Origin of the sequence: Marinoscillum sp. (assembly GCF_965229915.1) — a bacterium.
Taxonomy (GTDB): domain Bacteria; phylum Bacteroidota; class Bacteroidia; order Cytophagales; family Cyclobacteriaceae; genus Marinoscillum.
This window is the reverse complement of record NZ_CBDDJZ010000001.1, coordinates 3,448,642-3,469,710: the sequence shown is the minus strand read 5'-3', so window position 1 is coordinate 3,469,710 and position 21,069 is coordinate 3,448,642. Positions and strand designations below refer to the sequence as shown.

Below are 21,069 nucleotides of genomic sequence, written 5' to 3'. Positions count from 1 at the left end.
CCAAAGTTAACTCAAATCACTTCACCTCACCTTCCAGGGCAGCTACAAGATTGGTTATTGAGGTCACTATCTGGAGCTCCGTTCGCCCTCCTTGCTGGGAAGCTGCTGTTAATAGTTCCTTTGCTTCTGCAAACCATTTCGGATTGGGTTTGGCATTGGTTTCCATGAAATTCATTGCTTCGATGGCCAATACGGCCACTTTGGAGGTATTGGCTGAAAGCTGCTCTATTTCCCGAAGACTTGGTGAATCCTGAATAATCAGCTGTACCTGACCATGATTATCTGCCAACTCTTCAAGATCGTCTTTGATCTGTCCACAGCCCATTTTACCATTGAGGTAGCATTCGATCTGATTATTTAATCTCCGCGCACCCAAGGCATCTGCCGTTGCAGCATCTGCCCATTTAGTATAGGGTGAGAAAGTGTTGTACATGGTACCACCAGGGTTTCTGGTGTATCCTTTCATGGGCTCTACTAATGCGAGCAGTCGCTCCAAAGGCGCGGTATCATGGCCTGCTGCTAGTTTGCGAAGTATTCTATTTGGACTGCTGATATGTTTGAGCCCAAAATTCTCTAGCCACAGACTAATCACCTCCATTCGTGCATACATGTCATCCACATCCTTGATGGCCTCTGGGGACCAGAATCGCTCGGCTATAGCTGCCGCTCTGGGCCACAACCTGCTATCGATGGTTTGTGGAACCACCAACTCACTCCACATACAGACTTCTCCACCCAGGATTTTGCTACGCTCCTCATCGCTGATATCAGCCGAGGAAGGTGCCGGATCCACTCGATAACTATCCTCTGCAGTAAAAATCAGGTCGAGGTAATAGCCATTGGACAGGATGGTTTCATATCCCTCCGAGGCTGCGTGATACAGTGAAGCCCGGGGTTCAGCACCTTCCCACGCTCCGCGCCAGCTATGGATCACAGCTGATTCCTCAAGTTCGTTGGTTTGGATCTCTTCCCAACCCATCATTCTTCGATCATACTTATTCAATATCCTTTGTAGCCTGAGGTTGAAATAGGATTGTAACTCATGATTCGTCTCAAGTCCCTTTGATCTCATAAATGCCTGAATGTCTGCATTCTGATCCCAGTGCTTTCCCAAATTCTCATCACCACCAATGTGGAAATAAGGAGCTGGAAATACTTCTATAATTTCTCCAAACAGCTTATCCAGAAATGCATAAACCTCCTCATTGGTTGGATCCAGGGTCGGATCAAAAATACCAGCGAATCGCTCCAGCACATAGGTGGTATCCTTGCTGCCAAACTCCGGAAAAGCAGTCAAAATTGCTGTGGCATGGCCTGGTACATCAATCTCCGGGATGATCATGATTCCTCGCTGGTCTGCATAAGCAATGAGATCTTTTAATTCTCCCTGGGTATAGTAATTGCCGTCAGTGCCCTTGATGTTAAGATCTGGAAACAGTTTCGATTCAAACCGAAATCCCTGATCATCCGACAGATGTAGGTGAAGCACATTCAACTTTACAGCTGCCATGGCATCAATATTTCGGTAAAGAGTCTCAAGTGGCAAATAGTGTCTGGCCACATCCAGCATCAAACCACGCCATTGGAAGCGTGGAGCATCTTTGATGGCTACATGGGGAACATAATAGCCGTTTTCATCTCCATCAATCAATTGCAATAGAGTCATCAATCCTCTGGACGCTCCTATGTCAGTGGTTGCGTTCAAAGCTATTCCTGATTCATTGACAGTAAGCTGATAACTTTCATCCTCGCCCATTTTGACTATTCCGAATCGGTCCACTTTGATGGTCAGGTCTGCCACATCTACTGCAGAATTTACCTGACGGTAGTTCAAAAACAGACCAGTTTGTTCTACCAGCTGTTTGATGAACAACGAGGATTCCTCATTTAACCGGTTGGTCATAACTTCTCCTAAGTTGATCTGAAAGGATTGATCCAGATAGTATTTGCCATCAGTCACTTCGATGCTTCTTGGATATGGCATCAAAGGCAGCTCAGCTTGTGCCAGAGTAATGGTAGCAATACTCAAGAAGCAACTGTACAAAAATTGGCGGTATCTATTTTTCAAAACTTTCATCAGCAAACGGTAAGTTGAGGGAGGGCACTAGAGCCCTCCCTATGAACAATCAATTATGATATGAAGAGGCCTCTTTAAAAATGGTAGCGTTTAAACCCTTCCATGGCTTCATATTCTGCCAAACCAAGCAGATCATATATTCGAGCTGTATCACGGTTTCGGTCCTCAGCCCTTTGCCAGAATTCACGCTTATCACTGCCCGGAAATACTGCCGAGTCCTTTTGTGATTGATGCTTAAAAATGGCTCTTCGCTTACGCATCAGCTCATCTGGACTGATGGGAACAGCCATCTCAATATCCTCCACAGACCACTCCTGCCAAGCACCCCGATAGAGCCATACCCAGCAGTCATTCATGAATTCCTCTGACTTGATACTCTCCACTGCCTGAAAAATGGCGGAAAGACACACCCGATGCGTACCATGCGGATCGGATAAGTCTCCGGCGGCATAGATTTGATGCGGCTTGATTCTTTTGATCAGATCAGCGGTAATCTTGATGTCTTCTGGACCCAAAGGATTTTTCTTCACCTGACCAGTCTCGTAGAATGGCATATCCATGAAATGAATCCGTTCCATCGGCACGCCCACATATCTGGCTCCTGCTTTGGCCTCACTTCTTCGGATCAGTCCTTTGATTTTCTGCACCTCATAGGAGTCCTGATCTCCCGCTTTTTTATTCTTGATTTGCTCCACCACCCGATCATAGATCGATTGTTCCTGATGCTCTGGATGGAATTCTTTGTTTAGATCCCCAAAGAAGTCTGCATACTGAATCACGTCGTCATCAAATACCGCGATATTCCCAGAAGTCTGATAGGCTACGTGCACTTCATGTCCCTGATCTACCAGGCGCAAGAAGGTACCACCCATAGAGATCACGTCATCATCGGGATGTGGACTAAAGATCAACACTCGCTTCTTAGCCGGATTGGCACGCTCTGGTCTATTCGTGTCATCTACATTTGGTTTGCCTCCAGGCCAACCGGTAATGGTGTGTTGGAGTAGGTTAAATATTTTGATATTGATACTGTAAGCTGGTCCTTCTTGCAGAATGAGGTCGCTCATTCCATGATCTGAATACTCTCTATCCGTGAGTTTCAGTACTGGTTTTTCCAATTTTTGTGCTAACCAGATCACGGCTCTTTTGGTCAACTCAGGAGTCCAATCCACTGTACCCAGAAGCCATGGGGTCTTCTGACGTGTCAACTCAGCTCCAGCAGCTTCATCCAAAACAAAAACGGTGTTAGAATGAGTCTGGAGAAATGTCGCTGGCACTTGCTCTACCATCGGGCCTTCGATTGCCTTTCGAACAATTGGGGCCTTGCCTTCCCCCCAGGCCATGATAATGATGCGTTTGGCACTCATAATAGTCCCAACACCCATGGTAATGGCTTTTCGAGGCACATGCTCTTCACCAAAAAAGTCAGAAGCTGCATCTATTCGGGTGATATTATCCAGATTCACGAGACGGGTCTTAGAGTGTACCGTAGATCCTGGTTCATTGAATCCAACATGACCTGTTCGTCCTATTCCTAGAAGCTGCAGGTCCAAACCGCCCAAAGCATCAATCTTCTCCTCGTAATCCTGGCAATAAGCAGCTACTTCTTCTTGCTCCAAAGTACCATCTGGTATATGTACCTGCTCTTTGGGAATATCTATGTGGTCAAACAGGTTTTCATTCATGAACTTCACATAGCTCTGAAGTTCATCAGGATTCATAGGAAAGTATTCATCCAGATTGAATGTAAACACACTCTTGAATGACAGGCCCTCCTCTTTGTGCAACCTAATAAGCTCTTTGTAAACCCCTTTCGGAGATGAGCCTGTGGCCAATCCAAGCACCGTCTTTTCACCCCTGCCAGTTTTTTCCCTGATCAAATCAGCGATCTCTAATGCGATCAGTTCGGAAGCTTGTTCTGGCTGATTGAATATCGCCGTATGGATTTTTTCTTTCTGCGTAAAGGCAGAAAGTTCCCACTTCTTTCGGTCAAATTGTGCAATCTTCATATTGTCAGTCATATGCTGTTAAAGTCGATTCAGTAGCTATTTTTGATTGTTCCCAAACCAATGCAGATGCCCCGAGCACTCCCGCATTCCGATCTGGAATTGATGATTTTAATACAGGTATTTCTGTAGGGTAAATGGCCAGTAAACTCTTTTCAAAACTGGATCTCAATGGAGCAAACAACACCTCATTGGCATTGGCCAATCCACCTGAAATAAAAATGGTCTCGGGATTAAAAGTAGCCGTCAGGTCGGCGAGTGATTCACCCAAAATCTGTCCGGTTACTTCAAAGACGCGTATTGCCAAAAGGTCGTCATTCTTAGCAGCTTCTGCTACAGCTTCCGCTGTGATATACGATTCTGGGATTCCTATCAACTCACTCTCCAGTCTGGCTTCACGGATCAATTGTCTTGTAGTTTCCACCACACCTGAAGCAGACACATAGCGCTCCAGACAACCATTTCGACCACACTTACAGGGTCTGCCTCCTCGATTATAGACTAAATGACCAACCTCTCCTGCCAAGCCATCTCTTCCAGTTAATAACTCGCCGGAGGTATAAATGCCTGCACCTACACCTGTTCCCAGAGTAAGGGATATGAAGTCTTGCATTTCTTTGGCCTGACCAAAAACTTTTTCGGCAATAGCAAACAGGTTGGCATCATTCGTCAGGTAAACGGGAAGTGCAGTTTCGGTTTTCAGATGACCAACGATCGGAAGGTTGTCCCAGGGCAAGTTCGAGGCATTTTGTATCGTCCCACTTAAGATATTGGCTCCGGGTGACCCTATTCCTATTCCAATTATCTCCAAATCGTTGCTCAAAGCTGTGAACTCCTGAACCACATCTGTCAACACGTTAAGAAATATCTGATTCTGCTGATAATGAACTACTCGGAGGCTAGTTTGATGCAACACCTCCCCCAGCTCAAGTGTTAATCCCACTTGAATATTGGTGCCGCCGATATCTATACCAATGGCTGCTTTCATTTTTGAGTCATTTTACCATTGATATATCCAAAATACGCAATGTATGCGTAGCAAACCAGCGCAATGCAAAAGGAATACTGCAAAGACCAGTAATCGGCAAGAACCCCTTGCAAAAGAGGAATAACGGCTCCTCCTACCACACCCATGATCATCAGTCCAGACCCCTCACTGGTATATTCACCCAGACCTTTGATGCCTAGTGGGAAAATACATGGCCACATGACTGAGTTAAACAACCCAACAGCCACAATGGTCCAAACTGCCAGTGAACCAGACGAGAGGATGGAGATAGTCACCAGAAAAAATGCAACTGTGGAAACGACTGTAAGCGCGTTGGTAACTTTCACCCTATTTAAAAAGGCGACTCCAATAAACCTCCCGATCATGGCTCCACCCCAATACATGGATACGTACCTGGCGGCAGACTGCTCACTCAATCCGGCAATGTCCTCCAATGCCAAATAATTGATAAGGAAACTCCCAACGGTTACTTCAGCTCCTACATAGAGAAAGATCGCCAGTACTCCTAATCGTAAATTCCTGAATTTCCATGCTCCTTTCTTTTTCGATGCAGTGGACTCGATGGACAGGACTGGTAGCTGATAGAAATAGATAATGCCCGCAACCAGGAGAACAAAAAAAGCAAGTGTCAGGTAAGGCACCTGGACTGCCTCAGCACCGCGCTGTGCCTCACTACTGCTGAGAATGAAATGAGCCCCAATCAATGGGCCAATGACAGTAGCCAACGAATTAAATCCACCCGCCAGATTCAGTCTTGCTGAAGCAGTTTCCGAAGGTCCCAAAGCAGACAGGTAAGGATTGGCTGAAACCTGAAGTAAGGTAATTCCTGATGCCATGACAAATAGTGCTAGCAGAAACAAGGGATAAAAAACCATCGACGCAGCAGGATAAAACATCAGGCATCCGACCATTACCGTGAGCAAACCAATGACGATAGCCTGCTTGTATCCCTTCCGCTCAATCACTTTAGCCGCAGGCATGGCCATCAGAAAATAGGCACTAAAAAATGTAAACTGGATGAGTATGGCTTGAATGTAACTGAGGTCAAAAACGGACTTGAGGTGTGGAATTAGCACATCGTTAAACACAGTGATGATGCCGAAAATGAAGAACAGCGAAACCATCAGTGCTATGGCCCCATGGTTGGTTTTGCTGGGTTGACTAGTGCCTGTCAATGTAACCTCGCCTGTGTTGCCTTTGATGTCCATGTGGTGATTTGTTATTACTGTTCAATGTCTAAATAAGCGTTCACCAGACACTTCAGAAAATTTATTAGCAGTATGGACCTGATTCATCGCTAAACGACATTTATGCCCCTCCAAACCGCAGGATTGCTGTTTAGCGACGGATAAATGTTGCTTAGCCCATAAAAAGCGAAAGCCCCCAAAATGGAGGCTTTTTATTCGCTCAACTTATAAACACAATGTTTCTTTATTTGGCATCCCACCAGACCTTGGTCAGGAAGGTATTTGGTCCCTGACGGTCGATTGCCTCGGCAAAATTCGTTGGGTTATTGGATGCTTCGTGAGAAGGATACAACATTCTACGGGGGATCACTCCACCGGTAGCACCGCTCGGGTAGTTGACAGGTGTCAAAGCTGGATATCCAGTTCTTCGCCAGTTGGACCACACCTCATACCAGTCCAGGAATGAAGCCACCCAGTACTGCTCTCCGATCATTGCTTCACCATTGGCCGGATCATATGGGTGAGCCGTAAGATAAGCTGTAATATCCGCAGTGGGTATTGCGCCGGCAGCATTGTATTGTGCCAGAAACTCCATAGCAGCTGTGACGCCAGCATTGTAATGTGAAGCGGCAGTACCCCCTACATTATACCCTTTGGCTGCAGCCTCGGCCAATAACAGTTCTACTTGCGCATAATTCAGCACAAAAGTAGGGCCAGAAAGACTCAAAAATACATCCTCTCTGATGGTAGAATAATTGGTGATGTCACCAGGAAAATTCGGATCAGTAGTGACGTCAAACTCCCCACCATTCTGATCCAGTCCGTTTGGCAGTCCAATCTGATTTGCCGGATCAGTATCTCCTGATGAAAGGACTCTGGAGAACACGCCGAGCCTTGGGTCATTGTTATCCTGCAAAAAGTCCACGAAGGTTTTGCTCAGAAACACCTCTCCAGTGTTGGTGGCATTCCACTCACCACCCAGGATATTGCTGTTTCTATTGACCGTCGTTCTGCCACCGTTCGCATCGTGATTGATAAAGGCATTATCCGCATTGCTTCCAAACACGCCACCAGCCACAGCTCGCTCTACCCAGGTCTTAGCTGAAGCGTCATCCACTTCAGACATACGCATTGCCAGGCGAAGCATCATCGAGTAGGCAAACTTCTTCCACTGCATGATTGGATCAGCCGCAGCTCCATAAATCAAATCTCCAGAACCCGGCACATCTCCAGCCGGATCTAACGCCTGAGCTGCCTCATTGAGCTCGTTGAGCATGTCCATGTAGATATCCTGCTGGGAGTCATAAACTGGCGTGTAGTTGCCTTCATGAAATGCAAGGCCGGCCTCCGAGTATGGAATATCTCCATACAGATCTGTCAGTCTGTGAAAAATCATCACACGATTAATCCGTGCAATCTGGTACAGGTTGGCATTCAGAGGATCATTTTCTGTCAACTTCATCAGATCCACGATGTATTTTACCTGGTCATTATAAGCCACATCAAATGATGCCGCAGCCCAGGCATCATCCTGTACGTATTTGTCTCCGGCGTACCAGGTAGCATTGGCCAGCTGCTGGGTCATCATGGCCGCATAGATGATATTTACTCTCCAGGTGTCATAGCTAAAATCGCTGTTTCCAGAGTATTCAAGTTGTGCCCGGGTTAAGGAATAAACAGGAACATAGCTTCCTTCAGTTACCCGGTTTTTATCGGTGTTAATTTCTTCAAAATCTGACGTGCAGCCGGAAAAAACCAGTAGTGCAGCCGTAAGAATGATGTATGATAAATTCTTCATGTCTTAAATTTTTAGGTGATTAAAACTTGGCACTTAGGTTGAGACCGAATGTTCTGGTAGTTGGCAGACCCAAATACTCAAGCCCCTGAAATCCATTGCTGTTGTTGTAGTTGGACTCCGGATCGATGTTTGGTGTGGCCTTGCTGATGTAAAACAAGTTTCTGCCTACCAGCGAAAGGCTTAGTTCTCTTACTTTTCCGATTTGTGGGAACTGATACGTCAAACTCAATGACCTGAATTTGATAAAGTCCGCATCATAAACCTGCTCCACAGAAATATTGGAAACAGCCCCGTAATAGTTTTGCGCCGTTACTGTAGTGTTGATCGGATTGCCATCTACATCCACTCCAGACATTTGAATACCTTCCTCACGACCTTTAAGCGTTTCCTTGTGAAGACCGTTAGCATAAGCCGTGCTGTTCGTACCAGAGTAGATCACCGCGCCATATTTGAAGTCAATCAAGAAAGACAAGGATACATTCTTATACGTAATGTCATTGCTCCAACCACCTGTGATCGGGTGAACTCCAGTACCCTGAGCAGTAGGCTCAGCAGCAGCTTGTGGCAGTCCTGTTGGTGTCAGTACCAAGTTACCGGCATCATCTCTCATGTAATCATAAGCAACTACCTGAGCAAATGGCTTCCCTACGATATGCTGCACAAATGCTCGTCCCGTTCTGGATTCACCAGCAGGAAGTATTTCTTGTCCTTCGGCTAGCTCCACCACTTTGTTGTTGTTGATGGTATAGTTGAAAGTAGAGGTCCATCGAAAATCTCCAGCGGCTACTGGCACACCTCCAAGTAAGAACTCAAATCCTTTGTTTTCGATCTTACCAACGTTCACCACGGCATTCTGATAACCAGACGCTCTGGAGATACCCACAGGCACAATGTCATTAAGTGTTTGCTTATTATACACGGCAAAATCAGTGAATACTCTGCCACCGAACAGCTCAAACTCTGCACCAAACTCCATCTCGGTCACCTGTAGCGGCTCAATATTCGGATTTGGCACGTTGTTATCTACATTACCCAATGCCTGACCATTAATGGCCGCACCAAGGGTACCATAATATAAGCTGGTAGAGAATACATCTGCATCACCACCTACTCGAGCATAACCTGCTCTGATCTTACCCAGATCCATCCATGCTATGTTCAGAGATTCTGAGAAGATGTAAGAAAGATTTACAGAGGGATAATTGTAGGAATTGTTGGCTGAAGGCAGGGTGCTAGACCAGTCATTACGATCAGTCACGTTGAGGTAGAGCATGTCTTTATATCCCAGCTCCACAGAGCCGTAGAGCGAGTGAATTTCCTTCTGAGGTTCACTTACGCTAGCACTGTTGGTCGCAGCAGTTCCCGGATTGTACAAGAATGGAAAGGCAAAGCCGTTGGCATTCACATCCACCTGCTTCTGCTTCATTTTCAAAATATTTCCACCAAGTGTCACTCCCAGTGAAAAGTCTGAACTTAAGTCCTTATTGATACCAATCAATAGATCCGAATTGGTCTCGTTGTGATTGAGTGTTCTCTGCACATCCAGACTCCCTGTAGGACGGTATGCAGTTCCAGTGGGAGTGATCTGCGTAGCGTTGAAGGCATAAAAATCATTGGCCACTCTCGCACGGATATACATCCAATCGGTAGGTGCATATTTAATGCTTGCTACACTCATCACCCGGTCTTTAGCAGTCTCTGTGATGAATCGATTCGCAGCAAAATAAGGGTTAGTTGTGAAGGCATTAGGCCCGAATAGGATTTCATTCTTCATGTCATCATATCCCGGATCCAGATAGTCGGCATCCACATTGGGAGGCAAAAACATGATCCCATAATTCCCATTACCTGGAGCATCATTTACTTTGGTTCTGTTCGCTTTATCCTTGGTGTAGTTCACATTGGCACTAGCTGTCCACTTTTGCGAAAGCTTATATGATGCATCCAGATTGAATGTATTTCTGGTATAGTCTGCATTGGGATAAATGGAGTTGTTTCTTAGATCACCCATCGACAAACGCACATTACCTGTTTCTCCACCTCCTGAGATAGCAAGGGAATTGGTAAACGTGACGCCCGTTTCGTAGAACTTGTCAAGGTTATCCCCACTCACGGCTGAGTATGGGTGCTGCTGTCCATCAAATAAGGTTACCTGAGCCCCATTTAGTTTAGCACCCCATGAAGATAGACCAGTATTAAGCGCCGACTGCTGATCTACGGGAGCTGCACCGAGTGTACCTTGTCCATATTGATTTTGAAAGTCTCTAAAGTCGTTGATTCGATCTATGGCAACATTACTATTGAAGTCAATGCCCAATCCTTGATTGTACTTACCAGACTTGGTAGTGATTAGGATCACGCCATTTCGTCCACGCTGACCATAAAGAGCCGCTGCGGCACCACCTTTCAGTACGGTGATATCTTCGATATCATCTGGATTGATGGCCGTGATAGCGTCACCATAGTCAGCTCCGTCCCATTTACCAGCATTACCCAGGTTGGAGTTTTGAATCTGTATGCCATTGACAACATATAGTGGCTGGTTACTTCCTGAAAGTGAGGAGTTACCACGAATGGTGACCCTAGATGATCCACCCGGACCAGTAGCTGGAGCTGAGCTGTTGACACCAGCCACTCTACCTACCAGGTTATTTGCCACGCTGATCTCTCGCGCTTTTGTAAACTTCTCACCACTTACCCGTGAAACAGAATACCCGAGTGTTTTAGATTCTTTCTCTATGCCCAGGGCTGTTACCACTACCTCACTCAACTCAGTAAGGTCGGTCTTCATGCCTACGTTGACAACCGTACGGCTACCAACGTTCTCTTCCACATTGGCATAGCCTATAAATGAAAAAACCAGTACGGCATCTGCGCCAGCCTCTACCTTATAATTTCCATCAAGGTCTGTGGTTGTTCCATTGCTCGTTCCTTTTACCAGCACGGTGGCCCCTGGAATGGGCTCGCCTGTCTGAGCATCTTTGACAGTACCTGACACAGTGCTCTGCGCCAGAGCTGCCATGCTCATCAGCATCATCATAAAAAATGGTAGTAATTTCCTCATAAGAATAACTTTAAGTTTTATTGTGGTTAGGCGACTGTTTCTAGCAGCCTCGACAACTAATTAACTTAGTGTTAAGAATTCCAAAAAATTTATTCGCAGTATGACAGAGTTCTATCGCTGAATGACATGCGAATTACTATGAACCGCAAACATGCTGTTAAGCACTAAAAATCAGCTGTTTAGATAAAATAAGCGGGATTCGGGGCAAAATAGTTAAAAAAGAGCTACCCTTATATTCTGATTACACGATCAGGAGTATCAACAGGAATAAAATCGATTGAACAGAATCAAGCAACATAGGGAAGTCATCGGTCACATCATTTTTTGGGTGGGTTACTTTTCATTCAATAGTATCCGCTGGGGTCATTACTTCGGAGACTATGCTTACTCTATCAAATCCAACCTGGTGGAGTTCCCTATCCATATCTTCCTTTGCTACTTCAACCTGTACTGGCTGGTACCTAGAATACTGTCGAAGAAGCGATTTGCTCTTTATGTTTTTGCATTGATATTTTCAGTGCTATTCATGTCTTTGGTGCGGATTGTGCTGAATTACCTGCTGGTTACTACCAATATCTGGCCAGAATCCGCATTTGAAGAAACCAACCTGTTTGGCTTGAGCTACATCATTTCCGTCTTTGTAGGAGAACTTTATATCGTTGGGGTGACGGCCGCCATCAAGCTGACCATCGATCGGGTACGGGAAAGAGATGCCCAGCGAGAACTGGAGAAAAATAGCCTGGAAACAGAACTAGCCTATCTCAAAAGCCAGATCCAACCCCACTTCTTCTTCAATACACTCAACAGTCTCTATGCACTGACGCTCGAAAAATCAGAACTAGCACCGAATACGATTTTGAAGTTGTCCAACTTAATGAGCTTTGTGATTTATCGGGCTAAAGCCGATGTGGTAAGCCTGATGGAAACGGTCACCCACATGAAGAACTTCATCGAATTGGAAAAAATCCGATTTGGATCTAAGCTCAATGTGGACTTTGAGATCAGTGGTGAACTGGATGGCAAAATACCACCGCTGATCCTCTCTCCTTTTGTGGAAAATAGCATCAAACATGGTGGGATTTCTCCTGAGGGGACAATTGATATTGATATACGACTGCATGTACAGGAAAATCAGGTGATCTTTGAAGTGGAAAACTGGCTAAAAGACTACCAGGATTCGAAAGAAAATGAGCGATTAAACGGTGAGGGAATTGGTTTGGAAAACACCATCCGTCGACTAAAGCTTCTTTATAAAAATCAGTACCAGCTAAACATCTCTGAAGACAATCAAAAGTACCTGGTACATTTGGTCTTACCATTGAACGAGTAACCGATGCAAATAAAGTGTTTGATCATAGATGACGAACCACTGGCCATCAAGGTCATTGAAAAGTATGTGGACGAGGTAGACGAGTTGGAATGCATAGGTAAATGCGAGAATGCCATGGAGGCACTGAAGGTGCTACAGGAAAAAGAGGTGGATTTGCTCTTTCTAGACATCAACATGCCCAAACTCACTGGCATGGAGCTGCTACAAACGCTCAAAGATCCACCACTAGTAGTGATCACCACCGCCTATCGAGAATATGCCGTGGAAAGCTATGACTATGATGTAGTAGACTATTTGGTGAAACCGATCGAATTTCCCCGGTTTTTCAGAATGGTTCAAAAAGTCATGAGCCGACTCAAAATCAAACCAACACCTACTCCACAAGCCACCACAGCCAGTGACCCGAAGCAAGATCACCTCTTCCTGAAAGTGGATAAGAAAATGGTCAAAGTCTTCCTAAAGGATATCCTCTATGTAGAATCGCTAAAAGACTATGTCATGGTCCACACCATCAATGAGGACCTGATCGTCCATCACAACCTCCAGTCATTTACCGAGCTGCTACCCGAAACTTTTATGCGAATTCACCGCAGCTACACGGTGTCTTTGGAAAAAATCAAAGCCATCGATGGCAATCAGGTAGAGATCGGCGGCAAGTATCTCCCAATTGGGCGAAACTACCAGCCGGAGGTGAAGAGTAAGATTCTCAATGGGTAAGCCCCACGACACATTCCAGATTGTAGGATATTCGATTAACTTTGCGCGCTGAATAGTATAGCAGGGAATGACTCTAGAACAGGAAATACAAAAGCGACGCACCTTTGGCATCATTGCTCACCCTGATGCCGGTAAGACCACTTTGACTGAAAAACTCCTCCTATTTGGTGGAGCCATACAGACAGCAGGAGCAGTTAAGTCCAACAAGATCGACATGGGCACCCGCTCTGACTGGATGGACATAGAGAAACAGAGAGGCATCTCGGTTGCCACTTCTGTGATGGGTTTTGACTACAAAGACCTTAAGATCAACATTCTGGACACACCTGGTCACGAAGATTTTGCCGAAGATACCTATCGCACACTAACTGCAGTGGACTCCGTCATCATGGTGATCGACTGTGTGAAAGGTGTGGAGCGCCAGACCGAAAAACTCATGGAAGTCTGCCGCATGCGAAATACGCCTGTCCTGTGCTTTATCAACAAGCTGGACCGTGAAGGCCGAGATGCGTTTGACCTGCTAGACGAGATCGAAGAAAAACTCGGCATCAAAGTTCGCCCGATGAGCTGGCCGATTGGCATGGGTAAATCGCTGCGCGGCGTTTACAATATCTATGAAAACAACCTCAATCTCTACGAACCGAACAAGACCAAAAAAGTCACAGACGTGGTGGAGATCAAAGGTGTGGATGACCCAAAGCTGGATGAAAAACTGCCGGCCTCCATGGTGAGCACCCTTCGGGAAGAAATCGAGCTGGTGAATGGTGTTTACGACCCATTAGATGTGAATGCCTACCTCAATGGGGAAGTAGCTCCAGTATTTTTTGGCAGTGCGGTCAACAACTTCGGTGTGCGCGAACTACTGGATTGCTTCATACAGATCGCTCCTCCGCCAAAAGCAAGAGAGACAGAAGAACGAATCATTGAGCCTAATGAAAAGAAGTTTTCAGGCTTCATTTTCAAGATCCATGCGAACATGGACCCCAAGCACCGCAACCGAATCGCATTTGCTAGAATCTGCTCAGGTACATTCAAAAGAGGGAGCAACTATTATCATGTGAGACAAGATAAACCTTTCCGATTCTCGAATGCGACCGCTTTCATGGCTCAGCAAAAAGAAACGGTGGACGAAGCATTTCCGGGAGATATTGTTGGACTCTATGATACTGGAAACCTGAAAATCGGAGATACCCTGACCGAGGGAGAAAAGGGACTCTACAAAGGCATTCCATCGTTTTCACCGGAGCTCTTCCGTGAGGTTATTAATTTGGATGCGATGAAATCCAAGCAGCTGGAAAAAGGACTGAATCAGCTCATGGACGAAGGTGTAGCTCAGTTATTTACTTTCGAAATGGGGGCCAGAAAAGTGGTGGGTACGGTAGGTGCCCTGCAGTTTGAGGTACTTCAGCACCGACTGCTCAATGAGTACAATGCCAAGGCTCGATTCGATGCGGTGAACATTCACAAAGCTTGCTGGATTAGCGCAGAGGATCCGGCTAAACTAGACGCATTTGTGAAAGACAAGTACCGTCACATTGCTAAAGACAAAGAAGGTAAACTGGTATTTATGGCTGAGTCCAGTGCCTGGTTGCAAATGGTTCAGGACAACTTCCCGGACATCAACTTCCACTTCATTAGTGAGTTCTAAATAACCAGACATAAGGAAATGACGTAAGAGGTAGCATGAAACTTCATGGCTACCTCTTTCTTTTGTTCACTCTCAGCCTAGTTACTTCACGTGCCGAACTAGTCATGACCACACATGGAAAAGGTGTCCATGAATACTGGCTCATTTATGATGACAGCCAACCAGTCAATGATCATCTAGTGGTTTTTCTACATGGCTATGGTGCTTCTAATCCCGGCTGCTATGGTGGCTGGATTCAATCAATCACCAAAAAAGGTAATACAGTACTCTTCCCCAAATTTCAGATTGGGACTTTCCTGCCTAGAACCAAAGCATTTCAGAGGAGAACAGAACATGTGATTGCAGATGCTAAAAAACTCCTGAAGAAATCGCTCCATGTTGATGTGAAATCGTTAATCATGGTTGGTCATTCGATTGGGGGCGTGATTGCTGCTAACATCACCAACGATCACGAACGAAATGGCTTTTCTGTGTCGGGGATGATTCTTTGTCAACCAGGATTTAAATACCTAAAACTAGGTGGTTATGACACTTATCATCACATCACCGATGCAACACACCTCTTAATAATTACCGGAGAAAATGATCATGCAGCCGGGAGAAAATTTGCCGATAAGGTTTATACAACATCCAACATTAGAAGCAACAAAACCTGGCTGGAACATCAAGCATATCAAACTGACGATATAAAGCTCACAGCACATCATAAAGATCCTGTTTCCCCTTTTAAGGAACTAGACTCTAAAAATGTGAACCTGGTCATTGGTGGAGCCTATTTGTTCTGTCAAACAGACCTGGTGGATGAGCTCGCTTTCTGGAATCCAAGTGTGCAGTTTATCCAGAACATTAATCATGGAAACTTGCATTTGGCAACCCCGATGAATCTGCCAGTTTGGGTGGCTGTGATCAATTGATATAACCCATGTCTTTGAGCGTCTCCTCACCAGAGATAGGATAAAGACACTGATTTCGCAGCAAATAGAGTCTGTCCGATCCGTTCAAAATGGACTGGTATTGATGATCTGTCATCAGGACTCCTTTTGAGTGCGCCACCGTTCGAATAATCGGGATGAGTTTTTCCACCAAAACAGGTGCTACAAAAGAAAATGGCTCATCTAACAAGATGAACTCTGCCGGGCTGTAAAGGATAATCAACGTCTCTATATATTTCGCTAGACCACTCGACATCTGATCAAATCGGAATTGAAAATATTCTGACACCTGTTCATCAGCCAGTAGTTGATCCAGATCAGCCTGGTACAACTGTGCAGCTTCTTTTGCTTGGAGAAACCCAGGGAACAGCCCTTCCTGTGGTAGGAATTTTACTTTCCCCGATTGATACGCTCTGGGCAGGTAACTCCCACCAATCCTGACGGACTGACTATCTCCTCGTAAAGTGCCAAAAATCACCTTGAGCAGAGTAGACTTCCCACATCCATTTCTTCCTAAGAATCCAACAACTTCACCTTGTTCAACACGGAGATAGATATTGCTGAGTATGACTTGCTCGCCATAGCTAAAATTCACACTATCGATTTCAAGTAAGGACATTGGTGAGTATTAGGAGAAGTGATAAAGTGAATAGGTCAATCACCAGTGCAGCGACAATAAGCTTTCTCATTGACCAACCGAGGTTGTGATAAAAGTAAAGTCGATGCTGTCGACTTTGGTAATACCACAAACCTAAAACACCATACCCCAGCACCTTGATCCAAAAAATGTAGGGGAAACTATAGGCACCATAGTTCATCAGCGTATAGGCTGAGGCTAGATTGAAAATGTTCTGGTAAACAATAAAATCTCTAAAGAGTATAGTAAGTACTTTTGCTTTTTTCAAAGTGGCGCGTGTGAAAGATCTCCAGGTACTATACGAAGACAATCACTTATTAGTATTAAACAAACCTGCCGGTTGGCTGGTGCAAGGAGATAAGACTGGTGATGAAACCCTTACCGACTGGGGGCGAGCCTACATCAAAGAAAAGTATGACAAGCCAGGCGACGTATTCCTACACCCTACTCATCGTCTGGACCGACCGGTCAGTGGCATCACTGTTTTCGCCCGAACGAGTAAGGCTCTGGAGCGCATGAACAAACTCTTTCGGGATGATAAAATCAAGAAAACGTATCTGGCGGTCACTTCAGGCAAGCCTACCAATCCCATGGGCAAGCTCATTCACTGGCTGGACAAGGATGGTTCCAAAAATCTGGTCAAAGCATATTCTAAACCAAAAGGCAATGCCAAGCAGGCTGAGTTGGATTATGAACTGCTAGCCAACGATAAGGGTCATTCACTCATCAAGGTAATGCCAAAAACTGGGAGGTCACACCAGATAAGAGTACAGCTAGCCTCCATGACATGCAGCATCAAAGGAGATTTAAAGTATGGATATCCAGAACCAAATCCAGACAAAAGCATTCATTTGCACGCCTTTCAGATTAGTTTTGTGCACCCTGTCAGAAAAGAGGAAGTCACCTTCACTTGCCTTCCACCATGGCAGGAATTCAAATCCATAATCAATGAGCTGGATCGATAAACTGCAAAACAGATGGAACCTTAAAAACGGCTGGCAAGTGATCATCGTACTGGTGGTATTTGCCTGTACTGGGTTTACGGTTCTTTTTCTGAAACGGCCAGTTGTTAACTTCTTCACCGCTGATGGAGACCAGAATATCTGGTTTACCATCATCTACTACATCCTGATCCTCCCCATCTACAATGTCATTTTGCTTTTCTACGGATTCATTTTCGGCCAATTCAACTTCTTCTGGCAGTTTGAAAAGCGCATGTGGAACCGAATGACCGGCAAGAAAAATGATGCTTGAGCGAGCAGAGGCCATTGATCAAATGAACCAATTGGGCTCTGAAGGCCTCCCCTTTTTCTTTTTCACAGATTTCCTAGGTACCAAAGCCTTCGTTCGCCAGTTAGGAGAACTTGACCTGAGCGAGGTTGCATTTGATTTTGAACAAAAATCCACTGAAATCACTTCAGACTTCACTTTTACAAAATCTCCCATCAGCTATGAAGCGTTTTTACCTCCTTTCCAGTACGTGGTAGATCAAATCAATTATGGCAATTCCTACCTGGTCAACCTGACCTTCGAAACACCGATTAAGACCAACTTGTCTCTGAAAGAAATCTATGAGAGAAGTTCCGCCCAATACAAAGTGTGCTTTGCTGACCAGTTTGTCGTGTTTTCACCAGAAACTTTTGTCAAAATCAAGAACGGTCAGATCTTTTCCTACCCCATGAAAGGCACCATAGATGCCTCCTTGTCTAATGCAGAAAACGTCCTCATGAATGACCCGAAGGAAATAGCTGAGCACGTGACCATCGTAGACCTGATACGAAATGACCTGAGTCAAATCGCCAAAAAGGTGTCTGTGCCTAAGTTTCGATTTGTTTCAGAAGTTCATACGCACGAGAAAACACTGCTTCAGGTGAGTTCGGAGATTCGCGGAGACTTACCAGAAGATTACCAGGCAAGCCTTGGCACCATGCTTTTCCAACTATTGCCGGCGGGCAGCATCTCCGGTGCACCTAAGAAAGAAACCGTGCGCATCATTCAGGAAGCAGAAAACTATGAAAGGGGATTTTATACTGGGATATGTGGTGTATTCGATGGCAAAAATCTGGACTCTGGAGTGATGATCCGATTCATTGAAAATCAGAATGGACAACTGGTTTACAAGAGTGGTGGCGGGATCACCTCTTTCAGCAAGGCAAAAAGCGAATACCAGGAGATCATCGATAAGGTGTATCTGCCAAAATAAAAAACGACTGACCCAAGGGGCCAGCCGTAATCGCCATTAAAAACCACCGCTTAATGTTATTTTATCACTATGTCCAGGTCGAACAGTTCTGCATAGTCTTTAGCCGTATCATACATATCCATCTCGGTAGCAAAAATCTCCCACTTGATCTTGACAATGGCTCCAGCAGACTTCTGTTCACGGATGAACTTGAATAAGTCAAAGAGTACCTTGGCAGTGCTGGTATTGAATGTCTTAAAATTGAGGTTAAGCATTCCGTATTTCTTGTCTCTCAGGTTGGTCATGAATTTACTCACGTTACTGGCGTAGAATTTGTCCATTTCCACTCTTGTTGAAGTCCCTTTGATGTTGAGGGTATTGGCAAACCGGTTGAACTTTACATAGGGGGTGGTTGCAGTTGGCTCTATTTCCTCATCTGCCAGGTAACCCGCCCATGGGTTTATATGCTTGGTGTTATATGTTTGAAGAATCATGGCGTTTTTTGTTATTGGTTGATGAATATTATTTGGAAGCGATGTATCCAGTGCCTTTGTTATTGCCCAGACGAATAGAGATGCTACCCATCAGTGTTGGCTGAAAAGCGCGCACTCCCAAGCCGGCACCTAATTTTACCGTTTTGATAGGGCTCACTGATCCCAGTAAACTCGGGGTGATGACGAAGTTTTGCCCGTTGGACACTCCAGTCCTCACGTTAAACTGTAAACCAAAGTGATTGCTTTCTGCGATGGCGTAGTTGAAATACGCACCGTAAAATTCCTGTTCGATCGTCCAGGAAGGTGTAGTCTCCGGAGCGTTGACATCTACTGCCTTTTGGTAAAACCCTCCAAACTCAAATTTGAAATTGGTACCGACTCCAATGGAAGTACCTACTTTGGGTCCAACATTGGTTTGTTCCACATAGCTGTTTACCAGCAGATCTTGTCCCCAGGTGGCAGTGGTAACTAAACTAAATAAGATAAGTGTAATTAAATTTTTCATGGCTCTTTTGTTTTTATTGACAATACAAAAGTGCCATACAATACAGCCCTATATAAGAGCGTATCACCCAACTTCAAAAATCAGGTGATGTCTGAAAAGAATTACGAAGATCAACCGAGTGTATTCCGTTGCCTTATCTTAAGGGATTTACTCGTACCGCATTAAGAGATTTGCCGATGATTTTTTCGAGCTGAATCAGGTCATTATTCCTTCCAGAATTTACGATTGATCTTGAATAGTTGTGCACGTTCTCTTTTCGAAAACAGGTTCTTGACTACTCCATGGTAAACTTCTATAGAATCACCGGACAGAGCTATAACGATGATCACCAGGGATAGCTCAGCTTTGTAGTTGTACCAGTTAAACAAGACCATCATCAATATGGAAATCCCAATCACTAAAACCAGCTGAACAATTTTGGTAATGCCATCATACCATTTGGGCAAGGCTCCATAGACCCATTTGAAGCAAAATACAATCACCAGACAGGTAAGAATCGCTAATACAATCCCCGTATTTTGTGACATACTGTCAATGTAGTCTCCCTCCAAAATCATGGAAACCGTGTTGGCATGAATCACTCCTCCAAACATATCTGGTTCCGCTTTACCTACATAGTTCTTATTCAGCGGAGTGAAGTACAAATCCTGCCGAGTATTTAAATCACCGATGTAAGCTCCCAAAAAACACATGATCACTACTTTGTCTTTTAGGAGATCTGGTGTAAAGGCTTCATTGAACACTTCATGAATATCCAAAGCGAAGTACCGAGTGCCCAATGTAGATTGTGCACCTATCACATTTCCTTTATAATTGACTGTTTCGATCACATTTCCACGATTGAGGAAAACCTGTGTGGCCTCTGGATCTTTGTATTGCGCCAGTTTCACGGCAAAAGCCAACTGCTCTTCCTCCATATTTCTAATTCTGGCCCGCAACACCAATTCTCGACAAAATTTAACATCCTCTTGATTCTCGGCGTTGGTCAATAGATTCACAAAGCCAAAATCCGCATGCTGTGCCAAACGCTCTTCTGGCACCACCAGCGTGTCAAACCCATAATTGACATGCTCTGTCTCCAGCACTGGTAATCGCAATTCACTGCCGATGACCACATTGTCATACATAGCTAATGTCTGTTCAAAAACGCTATCCTCCGCATAGGGCTTGGGTGAAGCAAAAGTTACATCTACCCCAATCACCGAAGGCTGGTACTTCTCCAGAATCTGGATCATGTAGCCAATTTCTTCTCTATTGGCATGCGCAATATTCACTACCACAATGTCCTCACTGGCAGGAGGTGCATCGCGCAGTTTGGACATGACCAGATCACTCATTTCAAAATCAGCGAACATGTCCCCAATCGGATCAAACAAATCAAAAATTTTGAAGTAGGTGACACTGGAAAAAAGACCCATGATTCCAAATATGAATAATGAGCACAGCACAGTGTCCAGGAGAAACTTTCTCATCTGGCGGTGGT

General features: G+C 45.0%; 18 protein-coding genes. 7 read left to right on the top strand and 11 right to left on the bottom strand.

What is annotated here, in order from left to right; translation table 11 throughout:
- Positions 1-16: 16 nt before the first annotated feature.
- The 6 genes from ACO067_RS14775 to ACO067_RS14750 all read right to left on the bottom strand — a co-directional run bounded on the left by ACO067_RS14775 (position 17) and on the right by ACO067_RS14750 (position 11,141).
- Positions 17-2,077, bottom strand: a complete 2,061-nt coding sequence (locus ACO067_RS14775; protein WP_421875291.1) for a beta-N-acetylhexosaminidase — start codon at positions 2,075-2,077, stop codon at positions 17-19.
- Between the two features lie 74 nt (positions 2,078-2,151).
- The gene (nagB, locus tag ACO067_RS14770; protein ID WP_421875289.1) at positions 2,152-4,086 is read right to left on the bottom strand and encodes a glucosamine-6-phosphate deaminase; all 1,935 of its coding nucleotides are present in this window, start codon (positions 4,084-4,086) and stop codon (positions 2,152-2,154) included.
- Between the two features lie 4 nt (positions 4,087-4,090).
- On the bottom strand, positions 4,091-5,071 hold the full coding sequence (locus ACO067_RS14765; protein ID WP_421875286.1) for an ROK family protein: 981 nt from the start codon (positions 5,069-5,071) through the stop codon (positions 4,091-4,093).
- Positions 5,068-6,300: a sugar MFS transporter gene (locus tag ACO067_RS14760; protein ID WP_421875284.1), complete on the bottom strand. Its 1,233-nt coding sequence runs from the start codon at positions 6,298-6,300 to the stop codon at positions 5,068-5,070. Before ACO067_RS14760 ends, ACO067_RS14765 begins: the two co-directional genes overlap by 4 nt.
- A 223-nt stretch (positions 6,301-6,523) precedes the next feature.
- Positions 6,524-8,077, bottom strand: coding sequence for a SusD/RagB family nutrient-binding outer membrane lipoprotein (locus ACO067_RS14755; RefSeq protein WP_421875282.1), 1,554 nt, complete (start codon positions 8,075-8,077; stop codon positions 6,524-6,526).
- A 19-nt stretch (positions 8,078-8,096) separates the two neighbouring features.
- On the bottom strand, positions 8,097-11,141 hold the full coding sequence (locus ACO067_RS14750; RefSeq protein ID WP_421875280.1) for a SusC/RagA family TonB-linked outer membrane protein: 3,045 nt from the start codon (positions 11,139-11,141) through the stop codon (positions 8,097-8,099).
- Positions 11,142-11,418: 277 nt separating this feature from the next.
- Here ACO067_RS14750 and ACO067_RS14745 point away from each other — a divergent pair, with 277 nt between their 5' ends.
- The 4 genes from ACO067_RS14745 to ACO067_RS14730 all read left to right on the top strand — a co-directional run bounded on the left by ACO067_RS14745 (position 11,419) and on the right by ACO067_RS14730 (position 15,750).
- Entirely contained in the window at positions 11,419-12,471 is a 1,053-nt protein-coding gene (locus ACO067_RS14745; protein ID WP_421875278.1) for a sensor histidine kinase, read from the top strand.
- 3 nt (positions 12,472-12,474) lie between these two features.
- Positions 12,475-13,188, top strand: coding sequence for a LytR/AlgR family response regulator transcription factor (locus ACO067_RS14740; protein ID WP_421875276.1), 714 nt, complete (start codon positions 12,475-12,477; stop codon positions 13,186-13,188).
- A gap of 67 nt (positions 13,189-13,255) precedes the next feature.
- On the top strand, positions 13,256-14,836 hold the full coding sequence (locus ACO067_RS14735; RefSeq protein ID WP_421875274.1) for a peptide chain release factor 3: 1,581 nt from the start codon (positions 13,256-13,258) through the stop codon (positions 14,834-14,836).
- A gap of 104 nt (positions 14,837-14,940) precedes the next feature.
- Positions 14,941-15,750: an alpha/beta hydrolase gene (locus tag ACO067_RS14730; protein WP_421875271.1), complete on the top strand. Its 810-nt coding sequence runs from the start codon at positions 14,941-14,943 to the stop codon at positions 15,748-15,750.
- Here ACO067_RS14730 and ACO067_RS14725 read toward each other — a convergent pair.
- Positions 15,743-16,387 (bottom strand): ATP-binding cassette domain-containing protein, encoded by a 645-nt coding sequence (locus tag ACO067_RS14725; RefSeq protein ID WP_421875269.1) that lies wholly within the window; start codon positions 16,385-16,387, stop codon positions 15,743-15,745. The two genes, ACO067_RS14730 and ACO067_RS14725, sit on opposite strands and share 8 nt — an antisense overlap.
- Positions 16,374-16,673, bottom strand: a complete 300-nt coding sequence (locus ACO067_RS14720) for a hypothetical protein (RefSeq protein WP_421875267.1) — start codon at positions 16,671-16,673, stop codon at positions 16,374-16,376. The genes ACO067_RS14725 and ACO067_RS14720 overlap by 14 nt, the downstream gene beginning before the upstream one ends.
- Before the next feature lie 10 nt (positions 16,674-16,683).
- Here ACO067_RS14720 and ACO067_RS14715 point away from each other — a divergent pair, with 10 nt between their 5' ends.
- Genes ACO067_RS14715 through ACO067_RS14705 form a run of 3 tightly spaced genes read left to right on the top strand, consistent with a single transcriptional unit; the run spans position 16,684 to position 18,608 of the window.
- Entirely contained in the window at positions 16,684-17,370 is a 687-nt protein-coding gene (locus ACO067_RS14715; RefSeq protein ID WP_421875265.1) for an RluA family pseudouridine synthase, read from the top strand.
- Positions 17,354-17,659 carry a DUF6787 family protein gene (locus tag ACO067_RS14710; RefSeq protein WP_421875262.1) on the top strand — a complete coding sequence of 102 codons (306 nt, stop codon included), beginning with the start codon at positions 17,354-17,356 and terminating at the stop codon, positions 17,657-17,659. The genes ACO067_RS14715 and ACO067_RS14710 overlap by 17 nt, the downstream gene beginning before the upstream one ends.
- The gene (locus ACO067_RS14705) at positions 17,649-18,608 is read left to right on the top strand and encodes an aminodeoxychorismate synthase component I (protein WP_421875260.1); all 960 of its coding nucleotides are present in this window, start codon (positions 17,649-17,651) and stop codon (positions 18,606-18,608) included. The genes ACO067_RS14710 and ACO067_RS14705 overlap by 11 nt, the downstream gene beginning before the upstream one ends.
- 56 nt (positions 18,609-18,664) lie before the next feature.
- Here the strand turns inward: ACO067_RS14705 and ACO067_RS14700 are convergent, their stop codons facing one another.
- From ACO067_RS14700 to ACO067_RS14690, 3 genes are all read right to left on the bottom strand, one after another.
- Positions 18,665-19,081 carry a SiaC family regulatory phosphoprotein gene (locus ACO067_RS14700; RefSeq protein ID WP_421875258.1) on the bottom strand — a complete coding sequence of 139 codons (417 nt, stop codon included), beginning with the start codon at positions 19,079-19,081 and terminating at the stop codon, positions 18,665-18,667.
- A gap of 28 nt (positions 19,082-19,109) precedes the next feature.
- A complete protein-coding gene (locus ACO067_RS14695) occupies positions 19,110-19,586 on the bottom strand; it encodes a hypothetical protein (RefSeq protein WP_421875256.1) in 477 nt (158 codons plus the stop codon).
- A gap of 203 nt (positions 19,587-19,789) precedes the next feature.
- A complete protein-coding gene (locus ACO067_RS14690) occupies positions 19,790-21,058 on the bottom strand; it encodes a CHASE2 domain-containing protein (protein WP_421875254.1) in 1,269 nt (422 codons plus the stop codon).
- Positions 21,059-21,069 lie beyond the last annotated feature (11 nt).

Excerpts from the sequence above, each read along its gene's own strand:
- ACO067_RS14710 (WP_421875262.1), top strand. The coding sequence starts at position 17,354 with ATGAGCTGGATCGATAAACTGCAAAACAGATGGAACCTTAAAAACGGC.
- ACO067_RS14735 (WP_421875274.1), top strand. The coding sequence starts at position 13,256 with ATGACTCTAGAACAGGAAATACAAAAGCGACGCACCTTTGGCATCATT.
- nagB (WP_421875289.1), bottom strand. The coding sequence starts at position 4,086 with ATGAAGATTGCACAATTTGACCGAAAGAAGTGGGAACTTTCTGCCTTT.
- ACO067_RS14755 (WP_421875282.1), bottom strand. The coding sequence starts at position 8,077 with ATGAAGAATTTATCATACATCATTCTTACGGCTGCACTACTGGTTTTT.
- ACO067_RS14760 (WP_421875284.1), bottom strand. The coding sequence starts at position 6,300 with ATGGACATCAAAGGCAACACAGGCGAGGTTACATTGACAGGCACTAGT.
- ACO067_RS14775 (WP_421875291.1), bottom strand. The coding sequence starts at position 2,077 with ATGAAAGTTTTGAAAAATAGATACCGCCAATTTTTGTACAGTTGCTTC.
- ACO067_RS14765 (WP_421875286.1), bottom strand. The coding sequence starts at position 5,071 with ATGAAAGCAGCCATTGGTATAGATATCGGCGGCACCAATATTCAAGTG.
- ACO067_RS14700 (WP_421875258.1), bottom strand. The coding sequence starts at position 19,081 with ATGATTCTTCAAACATATAACACCAAGCATATAAACCCATGGGCGGGT.
- ACO067_RS14695 (WP_421875256.1), bottom strand. The coding sequence starts at position 19,586 with ATGAAAAATTTAATTACACTTATCTTATTTAGTTTAGTTACCACTGCC.
- ACO067_RS14740 (WP_421875276.1), top strand. The coding sequence starts at position 12,475 with ATGCAAATAAAGTGTTTGATCATAGATGACGAACCACTGGCCATCAAG.
- ACO067_RS14730 (WP_421875271.1), top strand. The coding sequence starts at position 14,941 with ATGACCACACATGGAAAAGGTGTCCATGAATACTGGCTCATTTATGAT.
- ACO067_RS14690 (WP_421875254.1), bottom strand. The coding sequence starts at position 21,058 with ATGAGAAAGTTTCTCCTGGACACTGTGCTGTGCTCATTATTCATATTT.
- ACO067_RS14750 (WP_421875280.1), bottom strand. The coding sequence starts at position 11,141 with ATGAGGAAATTACTACCATTTTTTATGATGATGCTGATGAGCATGGCA.
- ACO067_RS14705 (WP_421875260.1), top strand. The coding sequence starts at position 17,649 with ATGATGCTTGAGCGAGCAGAGGCCATTGATCAAATGAACCAATTGGGC.
- ACO067_RS14725 (WP_421875269.1), bottom strand. The coding sequence starts at position 16,387 with ATGTCCTTACTTGAAATCGATAGTGTGAATTTTAGCTATGGCGAGCAA.